This window comes from Rhodococcus sp. 06-418-5 (genome assembly GCF_002258285.1).
Taxonomy (GTDB): domain Bacteria; phylum Actinomycetota; class Actinomycetes; order Mycobacteriales; family Mycobacteriaceae; genus Rhodococcoides.
Genome location: NZ_NOYE01000014.1, coordinates 14,587 through 29,725, shown reverse-complemented (window position 1 = coordinate 29,725; position 15,139 = coordinate 14,587). Strand labels below are relative to the sequence as shown.

12 protein-coding genes are annotated in these 15,139 nt (G+C 66.1%); 5 read left to right on the top strand and 7 right to left on the bottom strand.

Going from position 1 to position 15,139, the window contains the following annotated elements:
- Positions 1-12: 12 nt before the first annotated feature.
- A complete protein-coding gene (locus CH274_RS09960; protein WP_052049716.1) occupies positions 13-468 on the top strand; it encodes an ATP-binding protein in 456 nt (151 codons plus the stop codon).
- Positions 469-499: 31 nt separating this feature from the next.
- Complete coding sequence (locus CH274_RS09955) at positions 500-2,287, top strand: ABC transporter ATP-binding protein (RefSeq protein WP_094657327.1); 1,788 nt, start codon at positions 500-502, stop codon at positions 2,285-2,287.
- Positions 2,288-2,304: 17 nt separating this feature from the next.
- Here CH274_RS09955 and CH274_RS09950 read toward each other — a convergent pair whose 3' ends face one another.
- Positions 2,305-2,685 carry a hypothetical protein gene (locus CH274_RS09950; protein ID WP_032396102.1) on the bottom strand — a complete coding sequence of 127 codons (381 nt, stop codon included), beginning with the start codon at positions 2,683-2,685 and terminating at the stop codon, positions 2,305-2,307.
- A gap of 90 nt (positions 2,686-2,775) precedes the next feature.
- Complete coding sequence (locus CH274_RS09945; protein ID WP_094657326.1) at positions 2,776-3,285, bottom strand: arsenate reductase/protein-tyrosine-phosphatase family protein; 510 nt, start codon at positions 3,283-3,285, stop codon at positions 2,776-2,778.
- A 143-nt stretch (positions 3,286-3,428) separates the two neighbouring features.
- On the opposite strand from CH274_RS09945, the gene CH274_RS09940 reads away from it, so the two are divergent.
- Positions 3,429-4,787 carry an Hsp70 family protein gene (locus CH274_RS09940; protein WP_045196908.1) on the top strand — a complete coding sequence of 453 codons (1,359 nt, stop codon included), beginning with the start codon at positions 3,429-3,431 and terminating at the stop codon, positions 4,785-4,787.
- Between the two features lie 22 nt (positions 4,788-4,809).
- Here the strand turns inward: CH274_RS09940 and CH274_RS09935 are convergent, their stop codons facing one another.
- Complete coding sequence (locus CH274_RS09935) at positions 4,810-5,748, bottom strand: endonuclease/exonuclease/phosphatase family protein (RefSeq protein ID WP_094657325.1); 939 nt, start codon at positions 5,746-5,748, stop codon at positions 4,810-4,812.
- A gap of 358 nt (positions 5,749-6,106) precedes the next feature.
- Here CH274_RS09935 and CH274_RS09930 point away from each other — a divergent pair, with 358 nt between their 5' ends.
- Positions 6,107-7,111 (top strand): DUF1839 family protein, encoded by a 1,005-nt coding sequence (locus CH274_RS09930; protein WP_094657324.1) that lies wholly within the window; start codon positions 6,107-6,109, stop codon positions 7,109-7,111.
- Positions 7,108-9,528, top strand: a complete 2,421-nt coding sequence (locus tag CH274_RS09925) for a glycoside hydrolase family 2 protein (protein ID WP_094657323.1) — start codon at positions 7,108-7,110, stop codon at positions 9,526-9,528. The genes CH274_RS09930 and CH274_RS09925 overlap by 4 nt, the downstream gene beginning before the upstream one ends.
- A gap of 42 nt (positions 9,529-9,570) precedes the next feature.
- Here CH274_RS09925 and CH274_RS09920 read toward each other — a convergent pair whose 3' ends face one another.
- From CH274_RS09920 to CH274_RS09905, 4 genes are all read right to left on the bottom strand, one after another.
- The gene (locus tag CH274_RS09920) at positions 9,571-10,533 is read right to left on the bottom strand and encodes a glycosyltransferase family 2 protein (protein WP_032396099.1); all 963 of its coding nucleotides are present in this window, start codon (positions 10,531-10,533) and stop codon (positions 9,571-9,573) included.
- Positions 10,530-11,387 (bottom strand): glycosyltransferase family 2 protein, encoded by an 858-nt coding sequence (locus tag CH274_RS09915; protein ID WP_082073801.1) that lies wholly within the window; start codon positions 11,385-11,387, stop codon positions 10,530-10,532. Before CH274_RS09915 ends, CH274_RS09920 begins: the two co-directional genes overlap by 4 nt.
- Positions 11,388-11,600: 213 nt before the next feature.
- Positions 11,601-13,853: a hypothetical protein gene (locus CH274_RS09910; RefSeq protein WP_052049711.1), complete on the bottom strand. Its 2,253-nt coding sequence runs from the start codon at positions 13,851-13,853 to the stop codon at positions 11,601-11,603.
- Complete coding sequence (locus tag CH274_RS09905) at positions 13,834-15,120, bottom strand: glycosyltransferase family 2 protein (protein WP_256993524.1); 1,287 nt, start codon at positions 15,118-15,120, stop codon at positions 13,834-13,836. Before CH274_RS09905 ends, CH274_RS09910 begins: the two co-directional genes overlap by 20 nt.
- Between the last annotated feature and the right edge of the window lie 19 nt (positions 15,121-15,139).

The following is a 15,139-nucleotide window of genomic DNA, read 5'->3' as shown; positions in this document are numbered from 1 at the left end:
TAGACGGGATTCATGATGGCGACTCTCTTCGGAGGTGACGACTCACGTACCGACAGCTCGATCTCGACGGCAGGTGCGCGAATGGAAGAACTGCTGTTCACCGGTGAACCTGCCGATGCGGATCGAGCGTCGGAGCTTCGTCGTGAGCTCGGTGACTGGTTGGGCAATGTGGGCGTCGACCCCGATCGTGCGTACGACGTGGTGCTGGCCACGTACGAGGCGATAGCGAACAGCGTCGAGCACGCGTATCGAGACCACACCGATCGCGGGACACTCGACATTCGGGTCACATGTGCCGCGGAGGGTCGGATAGAAGTGCGGGTGACCGATCGCGGGGACTGGGCATCGCACAACTCCGATCCCAACCGCGGGCGTGGTGTGCCGCTGATGCGGGCGCTGGCCGACAGCGCCGCCGTCACCTCGGACCAGGACGGTACGACCGTGCACATGATCTGGAACGCGACCTAGACCCCACCGCCCGATCCGGCACACTGGTGCCATGGTCGACGTGCAGATCGCTACGGCAGAGAAGAAGAAGATCACGGTCCCGAATCTGCGCGTGCTGTGGCAGTTCGTTCGCCCGCACCGCCGGACTCTCTCGCTCGGCCTGACACTCGGTCTGATCGGCACCGGAGCAGCCCTGGCGACGCCGATGGTCGCCAAAGGAGTGCTCGACGGTCTCGGCACCGACTCGTCCCTGATAATGCCGGTGCTGATCCTGGTCGGTCTGCTCGTGGTGGGCTCACTGGTTCTGTATCTGCAGTGGATCGTGCTGGGCGTCCTGGCCGAACGCGTGGTCCTGGACGCCCGTAAATCCATCGTGCGCAAGTATTTCGGTGCCACCGTCGGAAGTCTGGGCACCCGGCCCACCGGAGAACTCGTCACCCGGGTCACCTCCGACACCGTTCTGCTACGCGAGGCCACATCGAATGCGTTGGTGGCCATAGTCAACAGTGTGGTCGGCCTCGTCGGCGCACTGATTCTCATGGCCGTGCTGGATCTGGTGCTGCTCGGCGCGATCGCCGTGGCCATCATTGCGATCGCGGTGCTGTTCGCTCGCCTGATGCCTCCGATCGCCGTCGCACAGCGGCAATCCCAGGAGGCAGTGGGCCGCCTCGGCGGAATTCTCGACGGCACGCTGCGGGCGATTCGGACCGTCAAGTCCAGCAGGGCCGAGGCCCGCGAATCGGAGCGAGTCATCTCCGAGGCGCGAATCTCCGCTCAGCACAGCGTCAGGGCGGTCAAGATCTCCGCGTTGGCATGGACGTTCGCCGGAGGCGGAGTGCAGTTGGCGATCATCGGAATCCTCGGCCTCGGCGGCTATCGCGTCAGTACCGGAGCGCTGGCCGTGTCCAGCCTGATCGCGTTTCTGCTGTACGCATTCCAGGTGATGGGCCCGGTGTCCACACTGGCCACGAACATCACCGCACTGCAGGCCGGTATGGCCGCGGCGGCCCGTATTCGCCAGATCGACGACCTGGTCACCGAGAAAGGGGAGACGGCATCGAACCGGTCGGAGAAGACCCGTGCGCCCGCTCCGGCCCTCGAATTCCGCAGCGTCACAGCACGATACGCACCAGGTAGGGAGCCGGCCGTGCGCGGGATGGACCTCGAGGTGCCCGCGCGTGGACACACCGCGATCGTCGGACCGTCGGGGGCGGGCAAGACCAGCGTCTTCTCGCTGATCCTGCGCTTCCTGACGCCCGAGGCCGGCGAGATCAGGCTCGGCGGAACCCCGTACGACGAGCTGACCATCGACGAGGTACGAGCCCGGTTGTCCTACGTGGAGCAGGAGACGCCGGTTCTTCCCGGCTCGATCCGAGAGAACCTGCTGTTCAGCCATCCCGAGGCCAGCGAGGCCGACATCTGGGCGGCGCTCGAATCGGTGCATCTGGACTCGGCGATCCGTGCGTTGGACCAAGGGCTGGACACCGACCTGATCGGATCGACCGTCTCCGGCGGACAGCGTCAACGAATTGCGTTGGCCAGGGCCATCGTTCGGCGTCCGGAAATTCTTCTGCTCGACGAGGCAACCGCTCAGGTCGACGGCCGCACCGAGGCGGCGATCCACCAGGTGATCCGATCGATCGCGACCGACTCGGCCGTCGTGACCATCGCGCACAGGTTGTCCACCGTGCTCGACGCCGACACGATCCTCGTGATGGAGGACGGAGTTGTCCGCGCCAGGGGCACGCACTCCGAGCTCATGAACACCGACTCGCTCTACCGAGAACTGGTGGCCGCGTTGAGAATCGGTGACAACACGGCGTTGACGAAGCCCGGCTGACCACATTCGGCCGGTGCCTAGGGGCCGGCGTCCGACTCGGGTTCCGTGGTGCTGCTCTCGTCGTCCGAATCCTCCGTCGAGGTGGTGGTCGTCGTGCGGTCCGAGGACGGGGTTCGGCGCGGACTACGCGTCGTGGTCTCGGGCCGATCCGGAGTCGTCGTCGTGGGGCGAGCGGTGGTGGGTACCGCGACCTGCCATGTGGGCGACGGCGGGACGATGACGATCGTCGAGGTCGGTGTCGTCTCGACCGAACTCAGGCTGTCCGACTTCAGAGCCGGCGGACGAACGGTCTCGCTCGAATCGTCGAACGCACCACCGAGAGCGCCGATGGTCAAACCCACTGCGACGGCCACGCCGGCGCTCGCCACTGCTGCCGACGCGATGACCTTGTCGCGCATGCACAGACCCTAACGCCGTGGCCGGACCCGGATGGTCGGCAATGATGCGAGAACGTTACCTCAGCGAGCGGAGTGGTGAGAGGTGGACGGTCACTGGGTCGACAACCGCAGAACCTGAGGCAGCGTCTCCGCGATCAACTCCCCGGCCTGCTCGTACACCGAGTGATCACGCCGATACGGATCGCCGATGTCGAGTGTGTCGACACGGTGCACCGCCCGTGCGTCGGCCAGGGTGGCAACGGTGCTCGCGCCCGACGCGGCAGCGAGACCGGCCGCCTCGAGCAGCGTGAAGGTGCGACGCATCTGTCGCGGTGCAAGGGCGAGAACGGCGTCTCGATGTGCCGCCGTCATCGTCAGAACGAGGTCGGCGTCGGCAGCGATCGCAGGCGTGAGGCGTCGGGCGACGAAACCGTCCGGGTCGCCGCCGAGCTGCGTCAGCACCGTCGCAGCCGTCGGGTCCATGGCATGTCCGGTCAAACCCTGCGTTCCGGCGCTGCTCGCGGTCAGCTCGAACCCGCCCTCGCGCGCGAAAGCAGCCGCAAGTCGCTCGGCTGTGGGCGATCGGCAGATGTTCCCGGTGCAGACGAACAGAACGCGCATGCCCGCAACTGTAGTGCTGTGGTCGGGTGCTGCACTGTGCACTGCGGGACGCGCTACAGTGAGCCATTGGCAGGGGGATCGAGACTCGTTCGTGACATCGAGTCTCGGCGTGTGTTCACGGGGAAGTCGACCGAAGGCGGGTAATGACCGAAGTTCTCGGCGTGTCGGTGGGAGCCAGTGCCGTGCGCATGGCTCGCCCCGACGCGCGCCCTCAGGATTCGGGTCGGCTCGACTTCCACCACGACACCGTCGACGCCTACTGGGACCGCGCGGAGGAATTGGCCGCCGAATCGATCGGCGTCGTGCTCTCGCAGCCGGGCGACGGCGGACCGGTGCAAGCGACGGGCGTCGCGTATCGAGACCAGCAGCAGTTCGGCGAGATCCAGCAGGCGATGGCGAGTCAGCGGCTCTACAACTACCGACTGGTTCCCGAGGCGCGAGCAGCGTTGCAGTACCTCGAGGCGTCGGGCGAACTGGGACACTTCGGCACCATCGCTCTCTACGATCTCGGCAGCTCCGGACTGACGATCAGTGTCATCGACCGCGGCACCGGGCAGGTCCTGCTCGCCGAGCGCACCATCGACATCAGCGGCGACGATTTCGATCGGCTCATCTCGGACAACCAGCTCGCCAAGCAGGGCGTCGACATCGCCGACAACCAGGAACTGAGCGAGTTCACCGCGCGATGCCGAGTGGCCAAGGAGCAGCTCTCGACCAGCGGCGCGGTCTGCCTGCCCGGTGACGGCGGCGTGATCCTGATCTCGCGCGAGTCGTTCGAGTCTCTGGTGACCGTTCCGATCGAGTACTCGGCACGGTTGGTCCGTGACGTGATCAGTCGGTCACCCAAGCACGTCGACGCGCTGTTCCTCATCGGCGGTGGAGCACGCATTCCGCTGGTCGAATCGATTCTCACGGCGTGGATCGGCCTCCCCGTCGTAACCCCGGCGAACCCGGAATCGGTGGCCGCACGCGGCGCGGCGCTGCTCGCGACTCCGGTGGCCGACGCACCGCGCCGACCGGGCCCGCAGCCGGGCGTTCGGCAGTCTCCGTCCGATCCCGCATCGTTGACCGGGGCTCCGGACTGGTTGAGCCCGGAGCCCGGAGCCGACAAGCCCGCCGACTCCAAGCGCAAGGTGCGCGGCGCAGTACTGGTCGCAGGCGGTCTCGTCGCAGTCGCCGCACTCGGGTTGTCCCTGGGGTACGGCGGCAGCTCCACGGAGCCGACGAGTGCACCGACCGAGACGACCGCACCCGCCACTGCGGAGCCCACGACGCCGAGGACCACCGTGCCGCCCACCACCGCAGCACCCACCACCACCGTGCCGCCGACCACCGAGGCAGCTCAGGCTCCGGCCCGGACGTACTCCGAGCCGGAATACGTGCCGCCCGCCGCGCCTGCTCCTGCGCCGGCCCCGGCTCCGCTGATCCCCGGCCTGCCGCAGATCCAGTTGCCGCAGATCCAGCTCCCGCCCGCACCGGTGATCGAGTTGCCCCGCTTCTAGCCGGTGCCGGCGGCCGCCCAGTTCAGGGCAGCTGCAACTCCGCGAGAACGGCCAGGTGATCGCTGTCCGGGATCGCCAACGGCTCGACCGACCGGGCGCGGACGTTCTCACTCGTCACCACATGGTCCAGGCGCGCGAGCGGACGCTCCGACGGGAACGTGCGGAACAGGCCGGCACCCGCCCCGTCGGCCGCGTCGGAGAACGGAGACGATGCCAACGTGCGGAACTGCCGGTGGTCGTTGGTGGCGTTGAAATCGCCGGCGACCATCACAGTGCCCTGGTAGGTGTCCATGATCGACCGCATCCGGGCCAGGTCGGCATCCCACTCGGTGGTGTGGCGCGGTGTGGCAGGAGACATAGCGTGGAAGGACACGACGGTCAGCTCCTGCCCGTCGACGGTGGTTCTCGCCTGCACCGGTACGAATCCGAAGTTGTCGAGGCGGGTGCCGTCGGTCAGCGGGGTGCGGCTCCACAGTCCGGTGCCATCGGCGACCGGGAGCGCAGCGGTGAAGGAGAACGGCAGAAGGTCGTCGATGCCTGCGGCCTGTAGATCGGTGACCTCTTCCGGGGTCAGTTCCTGGACAGCGAGAATGTCGACATCGTTGCTGCGCACCGCGTCGACGATGGACGCGGCGTCGGCGTCACCGTGCGCCACGTTGATCGTCAGGACCGACAGTTCCGGTCCGGTGTTGTCCGGGCCGTCCGCGAGGAACATCGGCACCTGAACCCCGACCACCGCGATGGTCACCAGTACTGCGACGGCCGATCCGATACGCGAGCGCGCCGCGGCGAACAACAGCACGGCGACGATCGAGGCGATACCGAGATAGGGAGCGCCGACGACGAAGGCAACGAAAGTGATCTCCGTCACACCTATCTGGCGAACGAGGAACATTCCGACTACGGCTGCGAGCAGAGCCCAGCCGATGACCAGCGCGGCGCTGGTTGCAAAACGGCGCATCGCGCGTGTGCCTCCTCATGCGAACCCGAGTTGGGCGTGGATGTGTCAGGTGTTGTCTACACTCGGCATGTGCCCAGCTCAGAGCCGTTGTGTAAGTGCCATCACGAACAAGCTGCGCACCAGCATTACCGGCGCGGAACCGACTGCTCGCTCTGTGATTGCCCCCGGTATCGGGGGCAGGAATCACTGCTGTCGAGGTGGTGGCCGCGCAGGTAGTTCGTCCGGGCAAAAACAATCCTACCGTCCGATCGAGTGCGAAGAACAAACCGATTCGTTAGGATTAGGGGCCTGGATACAGGCAATACGGACAAATGCGGCTCGGGGACCGTCCGACATTCGATCCGGTAGGAGAGGCTTCATGTCGAACGATGCAGTGCTGGACAGGCTCGGGACCAGCCTTCGAGTCCTGGAACTCGACCCCATCAGTTACCGACCGCACCCGATACACAATCACGACCGCATCTGGACCGAAACCAACTGTTACGTCGACCTCTGGATCGAAGTTCTGCATTCGTTCGGTGCCGATCCGACCCCCGCTCTCGCTTTCGTGCTGAGCGCCGGATGCGACGGGCGACAGTGGGACTTCGTGAAGATCGCGCCCGAGGACCTACGCACCCTGTACGGCATCGGTGTCGCCGAGATGAACGTGTGGCGCCCGGTGCTCGAGCACGTCGTCGAAGGCCTGGAAGACGGCATCCACGTCACCGTGGAGGTCGACGGCTTCTGGCTGCCCGACACCGCGGGGACCAGCTACCGCAATCAGCACACCAAGACCACCATCGTGCCCAACCTCGTCGATCGCGACGCCAAGGTGATGGGGTACTTCCACAATCGGGGCTACTTCGAGCTCACCGGGGCCGATTTCGACGGCATTTTCAATCTCGCTCCGGAACCGCACGCCGAGGTGCTGCTGCCGTACGTCGAGCAGATCAAAGTGGACGCCGCGGTTCTCGACGCCGGTTTCGATGGCCGTGACCTCGATGTCGCTCGCGCACACCTGGCGCGCCGCGCTCCGGGTAACCCGGTCGATGCGCTGGCCCGCCGAATCATCGCCGACATCCCGCTCGTGCAGACCGCCGGCCCCGACGCCTTCCATCTGTGGTCGTTCGGCCTGCTCCGGCAGTTCGGCGCAACGGCAGAACTCGCCGCGAACTATGTGCACTACCTCGAAGGCCGAGGCGTAGCGGGCACCGCCGTTGCCGCTCCGCACTTTCTCGCCGCCGCCTCCGGTGCCAAGGCCGTTCAGTTCCGGATGGCACGCGCAGCACGTGGCCGGGACGTGGTGCTCGACGAGCCGCTGATCGAGATGAGCAAGAACTGGATGGCGGCCATGGACATCGTTGCGGGTGCATTGGGCACGTGATCGATCTGCTCGACGGCGTTCGGTGGCGTCTGGCCCGAACCGACGCCGGTTCCGTTCTCGACCCCCGCGACCTACGAGACGATCTCGACTGGATCGACGCGGTGGTGCCGGGCACGGTTGCCACCGCGCTCGGGAGCTCACCGGCAGTGAATCCGGACGATCACGACTGGTGGTTCGTCGCCGATGTCCCCACCGGTGACCATCGCCGGGTGCGAACGAGTTTCGGTGGCATCGCAACCCGTGCCCAGATCTGGATCGACGGCGTCCATCGCCGAACCGTGACGTCGATGTTCGTTCCCGAGACTCTCGATCTGACGGACTGCGGTGACACCGTCGCCATCGCCGTCCACATCGAATCGCTGAGTGCGCATCTGAAGTCTCGACGCGCACGCGGTCGCTGGCGATCGTCGATGATCGCCGCGCAGGGGCTGAGGCACGAGCGGACGACGATGCTCGGACGCGCACCCGTGTACGGGCCCCTTCCGGTACCGGTCGGACCGTGGCGCCCGGTGTCGATGTCGGTGATTCCCGACGTTCGTCGTGTCGACCTGTCGACGGCGGTATCGGGTACGGACGGCATCGTCACACTGCGCGCCGAGCTCGATGCGCCAGCGGCGGCTCGAATCATGATCGACGACACCGTGTCCGGAGTTCACACGGTCGAACTCGGAACCGTCGAGCATATCGACCGGTCGGTGACGCTACCCGACGTCGAACTCTGGTGGCCCCACACTCACGGCCGACCGCGGACCTATCGCGTCGCGCTCGAGGTGGACGGCGTCGTGCATCCCATGGGTGTCGTCGGGTTTCGTACGGTCGACCTGGACCGCACGGCCGGCGGCGCAATCCTGACGGTCAACGGTGAGAACGTCTTCTGTCGCGGAGGAACGTGGACCCCGCTTGACCCGGTGCGGTTGTGGTCGCCGGAGCCCGAACTGCGGGCGGCACTCGAGCAGCTCCGGTCGGCGGGCCTGAACATGGTGCGCGTCGTCGGCACCCTGGTGTACGAGCAGCCCGAATTCTGGTCCCTGTGTGCGGAACTGGGCATCATGGTGTGGCAGGACGTCATGTTCGGCACCATCGACCCGCCCACCGACGACGCCTACACCGCAGCGGTAACCCGCGAGCTCGACGCGTTCGCCGACACCGTCTCGGCCAACCCTGCCCTGATGGTCGTCAGTGGCGGAAGCGAGACCCAGCAGCAACCCACGATGGTGGGACTCGCGGCCGATGATCAGCGAATGACGATGCTGGACAGCGTCGTTCCCGATTTTCTCGCCGATCGCCTACCCGGAGTCGCGTACGTGACATCGAGCCCGTCCAGCGTGAGCGGAGAACTGCACACACACGTGGGCGACGGCATCGCGCACTACTTCGGCGTGGGCGGATACCTCCGGCCACTGTCCGATATCCGCACTGCCGGCGTGCGTTTCGCGGCAGAATGCCTGGCCTTCGCAGTCCCCCCGGAGCGGGCGCAGGTGGAGAAATTCTTCGGGTCCGCGGCCGTCGCCGGTCACCACCCGGACTGGAAGGCCGCCGTCCCCCGTGACCGCGGCTCGTCCTGGGATTTCGAGGACGTGCGAGATCACTACGTACGCACGATCTTCGGCGTCGACCCGCACCTGATCCGGCGGGACGACGCAGAGCTGTACCTCGATTACGGCAGAGCGGCGATCGTCGAAGCCTTCACCGAAGCGTTCGGCCATTGGCGTCGAGCATCCTCGGGGTGCGCCGGAGCCCTCGTGCTGACGCTACGAGACACCGTCCCCGGCGCAGGCTGGGGCATCGTCGACACCGCCGGTGTGCCCAAGGCTCCCTTCTACGCATTGGCGCGGGCAAGCGCCCCGGTGGCATTGCTGTTGTCCGACAACGGACTCGACGGCTATTCGGTGGAACTGGTCAACGACGGGCCGGCACGCTCGGGCAGTATCCGAGTGATGTTGCACGCCTGCCGCGGCAGCCACGAGTACGAACGTGCGGTGCACGCCCCGGCGAACGGATCCGTCGCACTGACGGTGGATTCGATCGTCGGTACCTTCACCGACGCCAACCATGCCTACCGCTTCGGCAGTCGAACCTACTCCGCCGTCACGGTCGTGTTCTCGGACGACAATGGTGTGGAGGTGGCGCGAACCACCGCGCTCGTCGGCGCGCAGAGTCGGCAGAACACGGTGGGATTGGTCGCCAGTGTCGTCGAAACGATCTCGGGGAACTGGGAACTGACCGTCCGAGCCGACTGGCCGGCGCAGTACGTCTGCGTCGACATCGACGGCTTCGAGGTGTCGGACTCGTGGTTCCACCTGGCACCGAACGAACCTCGTACCCTGACTCTCGTCGGTCGTGGCGCGAGTGCACCGCGCGGACATGTGCGCGCGCTCAACTCGGTGGAGCGGGCCTCGGTGGCACCGAGGTCGTGAGCAGAAATTCGTAGTGGGCTACGAAGTTCTGTGCACGTGCTGCTAGCGGCTCGTGCTGAGTCTGCCTCGGGCATAGCCGATTCCGGCTGCACCGACGCTTGCCACCACGGCCATCGCACCCCATGCGCGTGCCGGGTTGCCGCGCGCAGCGGCGCTGGTCTCCCGGCCGACCGCACGAGGCAGAATCTTGGCGGTGTACGCCCGCTCCGAGGACAGTGCGTCCTCGGCCCCGATCAACCGGGCGATGGCGGCCTTGGACACGCCCTCGGCGTAGCTGCGCGTGATGAGGTAACGCGGACGAGTGCGGTCGGCACTGACCGTGTGATCGACGACGATCGAAGGATCGAACACGATCTGGGCGTCCGGATGCGTCTGGCGCAGACGGATGCACAACTCCGTCTCCTCGCAGCCGAGGGGGACACGTCCGATCCGGCCGATGCCGGAGACGAATCCGCCGAGTGCGACGACGGGCTCACGGCGGAACGACATGTTCGCGCCCATGAGATTGCGGACCTGAGCGGTTTCCGTGGGCTGCCCGCGGTAGGTGCACCCGACGACCCAATCGAGTTCGCCGGGTTCACCCACTACCTCGGCCGGTAAGAAGGCCGGACGCTTGTCCGGCCATACCGGGTATGCAGAGCCCCCAACGGCGTACACGGCATCGTCCGAGTAATGGGACAGAATGGCTCCGAGCCACTCTGTGGTGCGCGGTGAGGCATCGTCGTCCAGAAAGACGACGATCTCACCGGTCGCGATATCGAGCGAGGTGTTGCGCGCTCCGGAGAGGCCGCGAGGGTGGTTGTTCTCCACCACGTTCACGCTCCGGTGCAGCGGCGAGAACTCGTCGCGTGCGCGTTCGGCCAGTTGCGCATTGTGATCGATGACGACGATCAATTCGTCGGCAGGCACGTCCTGGTCGAGGACGGCCGTCACGGCGGCCCGGAGTTCGGACCATCGAGCCAACGTGTACGCGCAGATGACTACCGAGGAAGTCGGCAGACTCACGCCGTCTTCTCGCGGAGTTCGAGAACCTCGTTGTACGACTCCAGAGCCTCGAACTCGAGGTCCATGTCGGTACGGGCGTCGATCGACTCGCGCAACGGGCGCACGATGGACCTGCGCTTGATCCTGCGGGCACGCATGCGTTCGGTCATCAGGGTGCGCAACACCCGGAAGCCGTCCGAGAACGTGCGCAGATTGCTCTGGCCGTAGATGCGGGCCAGTTCGACGCTCGGCACTTCCTCGATGCGCACGGACGCCTCGGCGAAGCGGCAGTTGATGATGGTCTCGATCTCGAAACCGTCGCCCCAGAGCATCATGCCCTCGGCACCCGGCTGATCGACGACGGGCAGGTCGAGGACCGGCACCAGATCGCGCCAGAAAGCGTTGTAGCCGTAGCAGAGATCCGAGAAGCGAGTTCCGAAGAGCGTGTTGGCCACCAGGTGCAGGCCACCGTTGCCCGCGCGGCGCAGCGGCGTGATGTCGTGGCTCCCGCCACCCTCGCAGAACCGGCTGCCCTTGGCGAAGTCGGCACCGGCGATCAGGGCGTCGACGAAGCGCGGGATCTCGGCGGCATCGGCGGAACCGTCGGCGTCGAACATGACGATGATGTCGCCGGTAGCGGCCTCGAAGCCGCATGCGAGCGCGTTGCCCTTGCCCTTGCGGGTCTGCTTGATGATGCGAATGTCACCGCGAATCTCGCGTGCCGCGTCGATGGTGCCGTCGACGGATCCACCGTCGACCAGCACGAGCTCGTAGTCGTGAGAGAGCAGGGGGAGGACGTGACGAAGGTTCGCGGCCTCGTTGAGCGTCGGGATGACGACACTGACGCGGGGATTCTGACGATTCAACATATCCATTCCACATGGGTCGAGTGCGATGGGCAGATGTCTCCGAGCTCCGTGAATCGACCCCCGCCGCATCCACAGACAGTGCCTTGACGTTCGTTCTGAAGCGTAAGAACTGTTTCCTTTGACTGAAAGCAAGCTTAAAAGAAGCTGCTGGTTTGTCAAGCTGCAAACAAACCAACTGGAAGATTGTTTGGAGATTCACGTCATAGTTTGTGAACCGAATCAACGAGATCGGTACTGATAGACGATCGTGTCGGCGTCCTGATACCGCACCGACCACGCCGAATTGGTGGCGAGCCACTGCCGGAAACGGGCGACCGCATCGTCGGCGACGAAACCGTAGTACTGCATCGCCTCGAGCGACTGACGAGTCAGCACCATGTAGGTAGGTGTGTCGCTGATCGACGCGTTGTAGTCGATCTGGCCGAGCTTCTCGGGCGTCGGGAAGCCCTCCATGTACTCGGGGCCGAGCGCGTAGAGCGGGACGTCCCAGTATTCGTTGGCCGCGGTCAGTCGTCCGTAGTCCGACGTCGACCGGGCCGGGTAGCCCGAGGAGTACAGCATCGTGATCGCGGTTCCGTTCGGCGACTGCGCGGCCACCGCTCTTGCGTCGTCGATCTGTTCGCGATTCTCGAGGACGATCGGCCACAGGCCGAAGTAGCTCTGCAAGCCCAGTACAGCGGACCCGATGGCCCCGGCAGTGGCGACCGCAACCGAGGTCCTGGCCGTCAGCCTGCGGGCCCGGGACGGGCGATCCTGGGACGGCGTCCGATCGAACAGCGCCAGGAACAGGGGAACGATCAGGAGCACGCAACCGGGAATCGCATAGAGGTACACCCGGAAGATCGCCTCACCGCCGTAGCTCTGGCCGGCGAGGAGCATGATCGAGCCGAACGCCATCACCATCGGAGCCCAGAACGTCTTCTTGGTGCGCCAGGCGTAGACGGCCGAGGCGAACGCCAGCACGAACACCCCACCGGAGAGTGCGCGGCAGACCAGAGACGTGATCTGTTTGCCGAGCACACCCTCCGCCTCGACGTTGCTCGCGGCGTTCTGCACGGGATCGAACCCCTGGAAGAGTCCGTACGGTGCCACGATCGGCAGTCGCGGATACAGGTATCCCAGCAGGATGATGCCGAGCGGAATCATCAACCACCACGGCTTGGCTCGTCGCGTCACCAGCAGCACGCCGGTGACGGCCATCAGCCAGTACGGGGTCAGCTGGTGTGTGGGGACCAGTGCCGCGAACGGAACGATGGACACGTACGCCGCAGACCTGGTGAGTGTCGAGGACATCAACAGCGCCAGGAAGCCCACAGCGAGCAGTAGCGCCCACGCCTGCGGTGAGTAGTAGTCCTGGCCAACCCAGTTGATGACCTCGGCGAGCATCGCCGCCGTGATCGCTGCGCGCTTGTCGAACTTCATGACCCGTGCGAGGCCGTAGACGGCCGCCGCGAGCACCACGTGGATCATCGGCGCGAACACGTGCGCCAGGGACAGCGTGTCGTATCCGGTGACGTGCTGGAACCAGGCCGAGACGAGGAAGAAGCTGGGCCACTCGCTGTAGATGTCGACGCCGCTCGGTGCCAGTCGGTTCAGATCCAGAACGAACTCCGTGACGGCGACGTGCTTATACGTCCAGTCGTAGATCGGAGCGGACGTGACGAGCGTGACGGTGAATCGCTGCACCACGATGGCCAGGCCGATGGCGACCACCATGGTGCGAAGTTGATGACGCCGCAACGCGATCAGGAACGCCGCCATGACCAGGACCATGCACAGCACCAGTCCGGGGCCGGTTCCGGCGGTCAACAGCCCGAACTGCGAGTACGTCGCGCGCTCGAGACCCGGCAACAGCGGCAGCCACAGGAAGAACGCCAACGCCAGAATCAGGCCGGCGACGTTGCGTCGCAACGTCTCGCGATCGGTCAGCACGAACCGCACGTGGGCGAGGGCGGACGCTCGCGACGACGGAGCGACGACCTCACGTGCCCGCGAGATCCACACCGGCAGGTCGGGACGGCCGTGCTTGCGGTACCAAAGCAGCGACGACCCGATCAGGGCCAGACACAGCCACAACGTCCACATCCGGGGCGACCAGCGGTAGCCCCACATCGCCGCCGACACCATCAGGGTCACCACCGAGATGCTCAGAATCGGCAGGGCAGCAGGAACCGCGGTGCGAGGAATACGGACCCAGGACAGGATCGCGGCCCCGGGTCCGAAGAACAGCAGGACCGTCAGAAGCACGACGCGAACCAGTGTCGGCAGCGCGATCATGGAGGTCAGACCGGACAGCGCAGCGAGAACGCTGATGTCGGCGTAGCGCAGTCGGCTACCTGCGCGCCGCCGTGTTCCTGCAGCGGAGTCGGTGGTGCCGACGGGCCAGTCGACGGTCCAATCGGACGGAACGAACAGCTTGTGCCGCAGATCCGCGATGGACCGGTATCCGGAATCAGTCGAGGACTGGGTCACGGTTCACCCCCGCCAGAGGAGTGCGTTCGCGACCTTCGCGCCTGCTGCGCCGGATGGCCGCGGGGCCTTTGGCGATGGACAGCAGTTCCATCCGGCCGATGCCGTCGGGAAGGTCGGCAGCGAGATCGTCGGGAGGGGAGGCGACCTTGCTCATCCTGGCGGACAACCGAATCGCGCTGCCGAGTCGGCGGACGGCCACCGTGGCGGCCAACATTGCCGATCTGCGGTCGGTGGCGACCGTGTACAGCCACGCGCCGAGTCCGAGCCCGTATCCGCGGGCCTGTACCGCCAACGCCTCCGAATCGGCGCGATGACGGTGCCACACGATGGCGGCGGGCTCGTAGACCAGCTTGTCGCCGGCCATCAGCACTCGGAAGAACATGTCGAGGTCCTCACCGCCGTTGGTCGGAGATCCCACTCCCAACGCCTCGTCGAATCCTCCCAGGTCGAACATCCGTCCGCGGTCGACGGCGAAATTGGCTCCGGTCCCGTACATCCCGACCTGGAACGGAAACAGCGGCACGTCGGCCGGCGGATTCTTCAGGTCGTAGACCCGAGGAGTCACCGAACTCGCCCACCCGACGCGGCGATCGAAGTACGCCTGCGCCTGAGTTCGGATCTCGCCACTGGGCACGATGCCGGACACGCACGTCACCCGATCGGCCCGCCCGAAACCGCGCGCGATGCTCCGCAACCACCTCGCATCCACGGCGACGTCGTCGTCGGTGAAGGCGACGATGTCGTGTCGGGCCGCCCGCAACCCCGTGTTCCTTGCCCTCGACAGTCCCGCCGTCGGCTCGGACACGACGCGAACGCGGGGGTCGCCCAGCCCGCGAACGTACTGCTGCGTGGCATCGGTCGGGGACGCGTTGTCGACGACGACCACCTCGAAGTCGGGGTAGTCCAGAGCGGACACCGACGCCAGCGCGCCCTTCAAGTGCTCGACTCGGTCGCGGGTGCAGATCACCACGGTGATCGGCGGCAGCGTCCCATCGGGGTCGGGCAGCGCGTCGGGCATCGGAACTTGCGCGAGCGACATCGCAGCCCGTCGCACGTCGTGTGCCGCGATCGCGCCGTCGACGACATCGAGTTCGACGAAGCCGAGCGGGTCGAGTCCGCGTCGGATCAGCAGTCGGGCACGGCGGTAACCGTCGGAATCGTCGAGGGTGAGAAACTCCGGAAGATCCTGCTCCAGGTCGATGTCACCGATCCACACGGCACCGTCCCATTCGGGAGCCTGGTGTCTGGGGAGCGCGGGAGGTAACACGGGGATGGTCCTTTCGGGG

Excerpts from the sequence above, each read along its gene's own strand:
- CH274_RS09930 (WP_094657324.1), top strand. The coding sequence starts at position 6,107 with ATGTCGAACGATGCAGTGCTGGACAGGCTCGGGACCAGCCTTCGAGTC.
- CH274_RS09950 (WP_032396102.1), bottom strand. The coding sequence starts at position 2,685 with ATGCGCGACAAGGTCATCGCGTCGGCAGCAGTGGCGAGCGCCGGCGTG.
- CH274_RS09960 (WP_052049716.1), top strand. The coding sequence starts at position 13 with ATGATGGCGACTCTCTTCGGAGGTGACGACTCACGTACCGACAGCTCG.
- CH274_RS09915 (WP_082073801.1), bottom strand. The coding sequence starts at position 11,387 with ATGGATATGTTGAATCGTCAGAATCCCCGCGTCAGTGTCGTCATCCCG.
- CH274_RS09945 (WP_094657326.1), bottom strand. The coding sequence starts at position 3,285 with ATGCGCGTTCTGTTCGTCTGCACCGGGAACATCTGCCGATCGCCCACA.
- CH274_RS09935 (WP_094657325.1), bottom strand. The coding sequence starts at position 5,748 with ATGCGCCGTTTTGCAACCAGCGCCGCGCTGGTCATCGGCTGGGCTCTG.
- CH274_RS09940 (WP_045196908.1), top strand. The coding sequence starts at position 3,429 with ATGACCGAAGTTCTCGGCGTGTCGGTGGGAGCCAGTGCCGTGCGCATG.
- CH274_RS09955 (WP_094657327.1), top strand. The coding sequence starts at position 500 with ATGGTCGACGTGCAGATCGCTACGGCAGAGAAGAAGAAGATCACGGTC.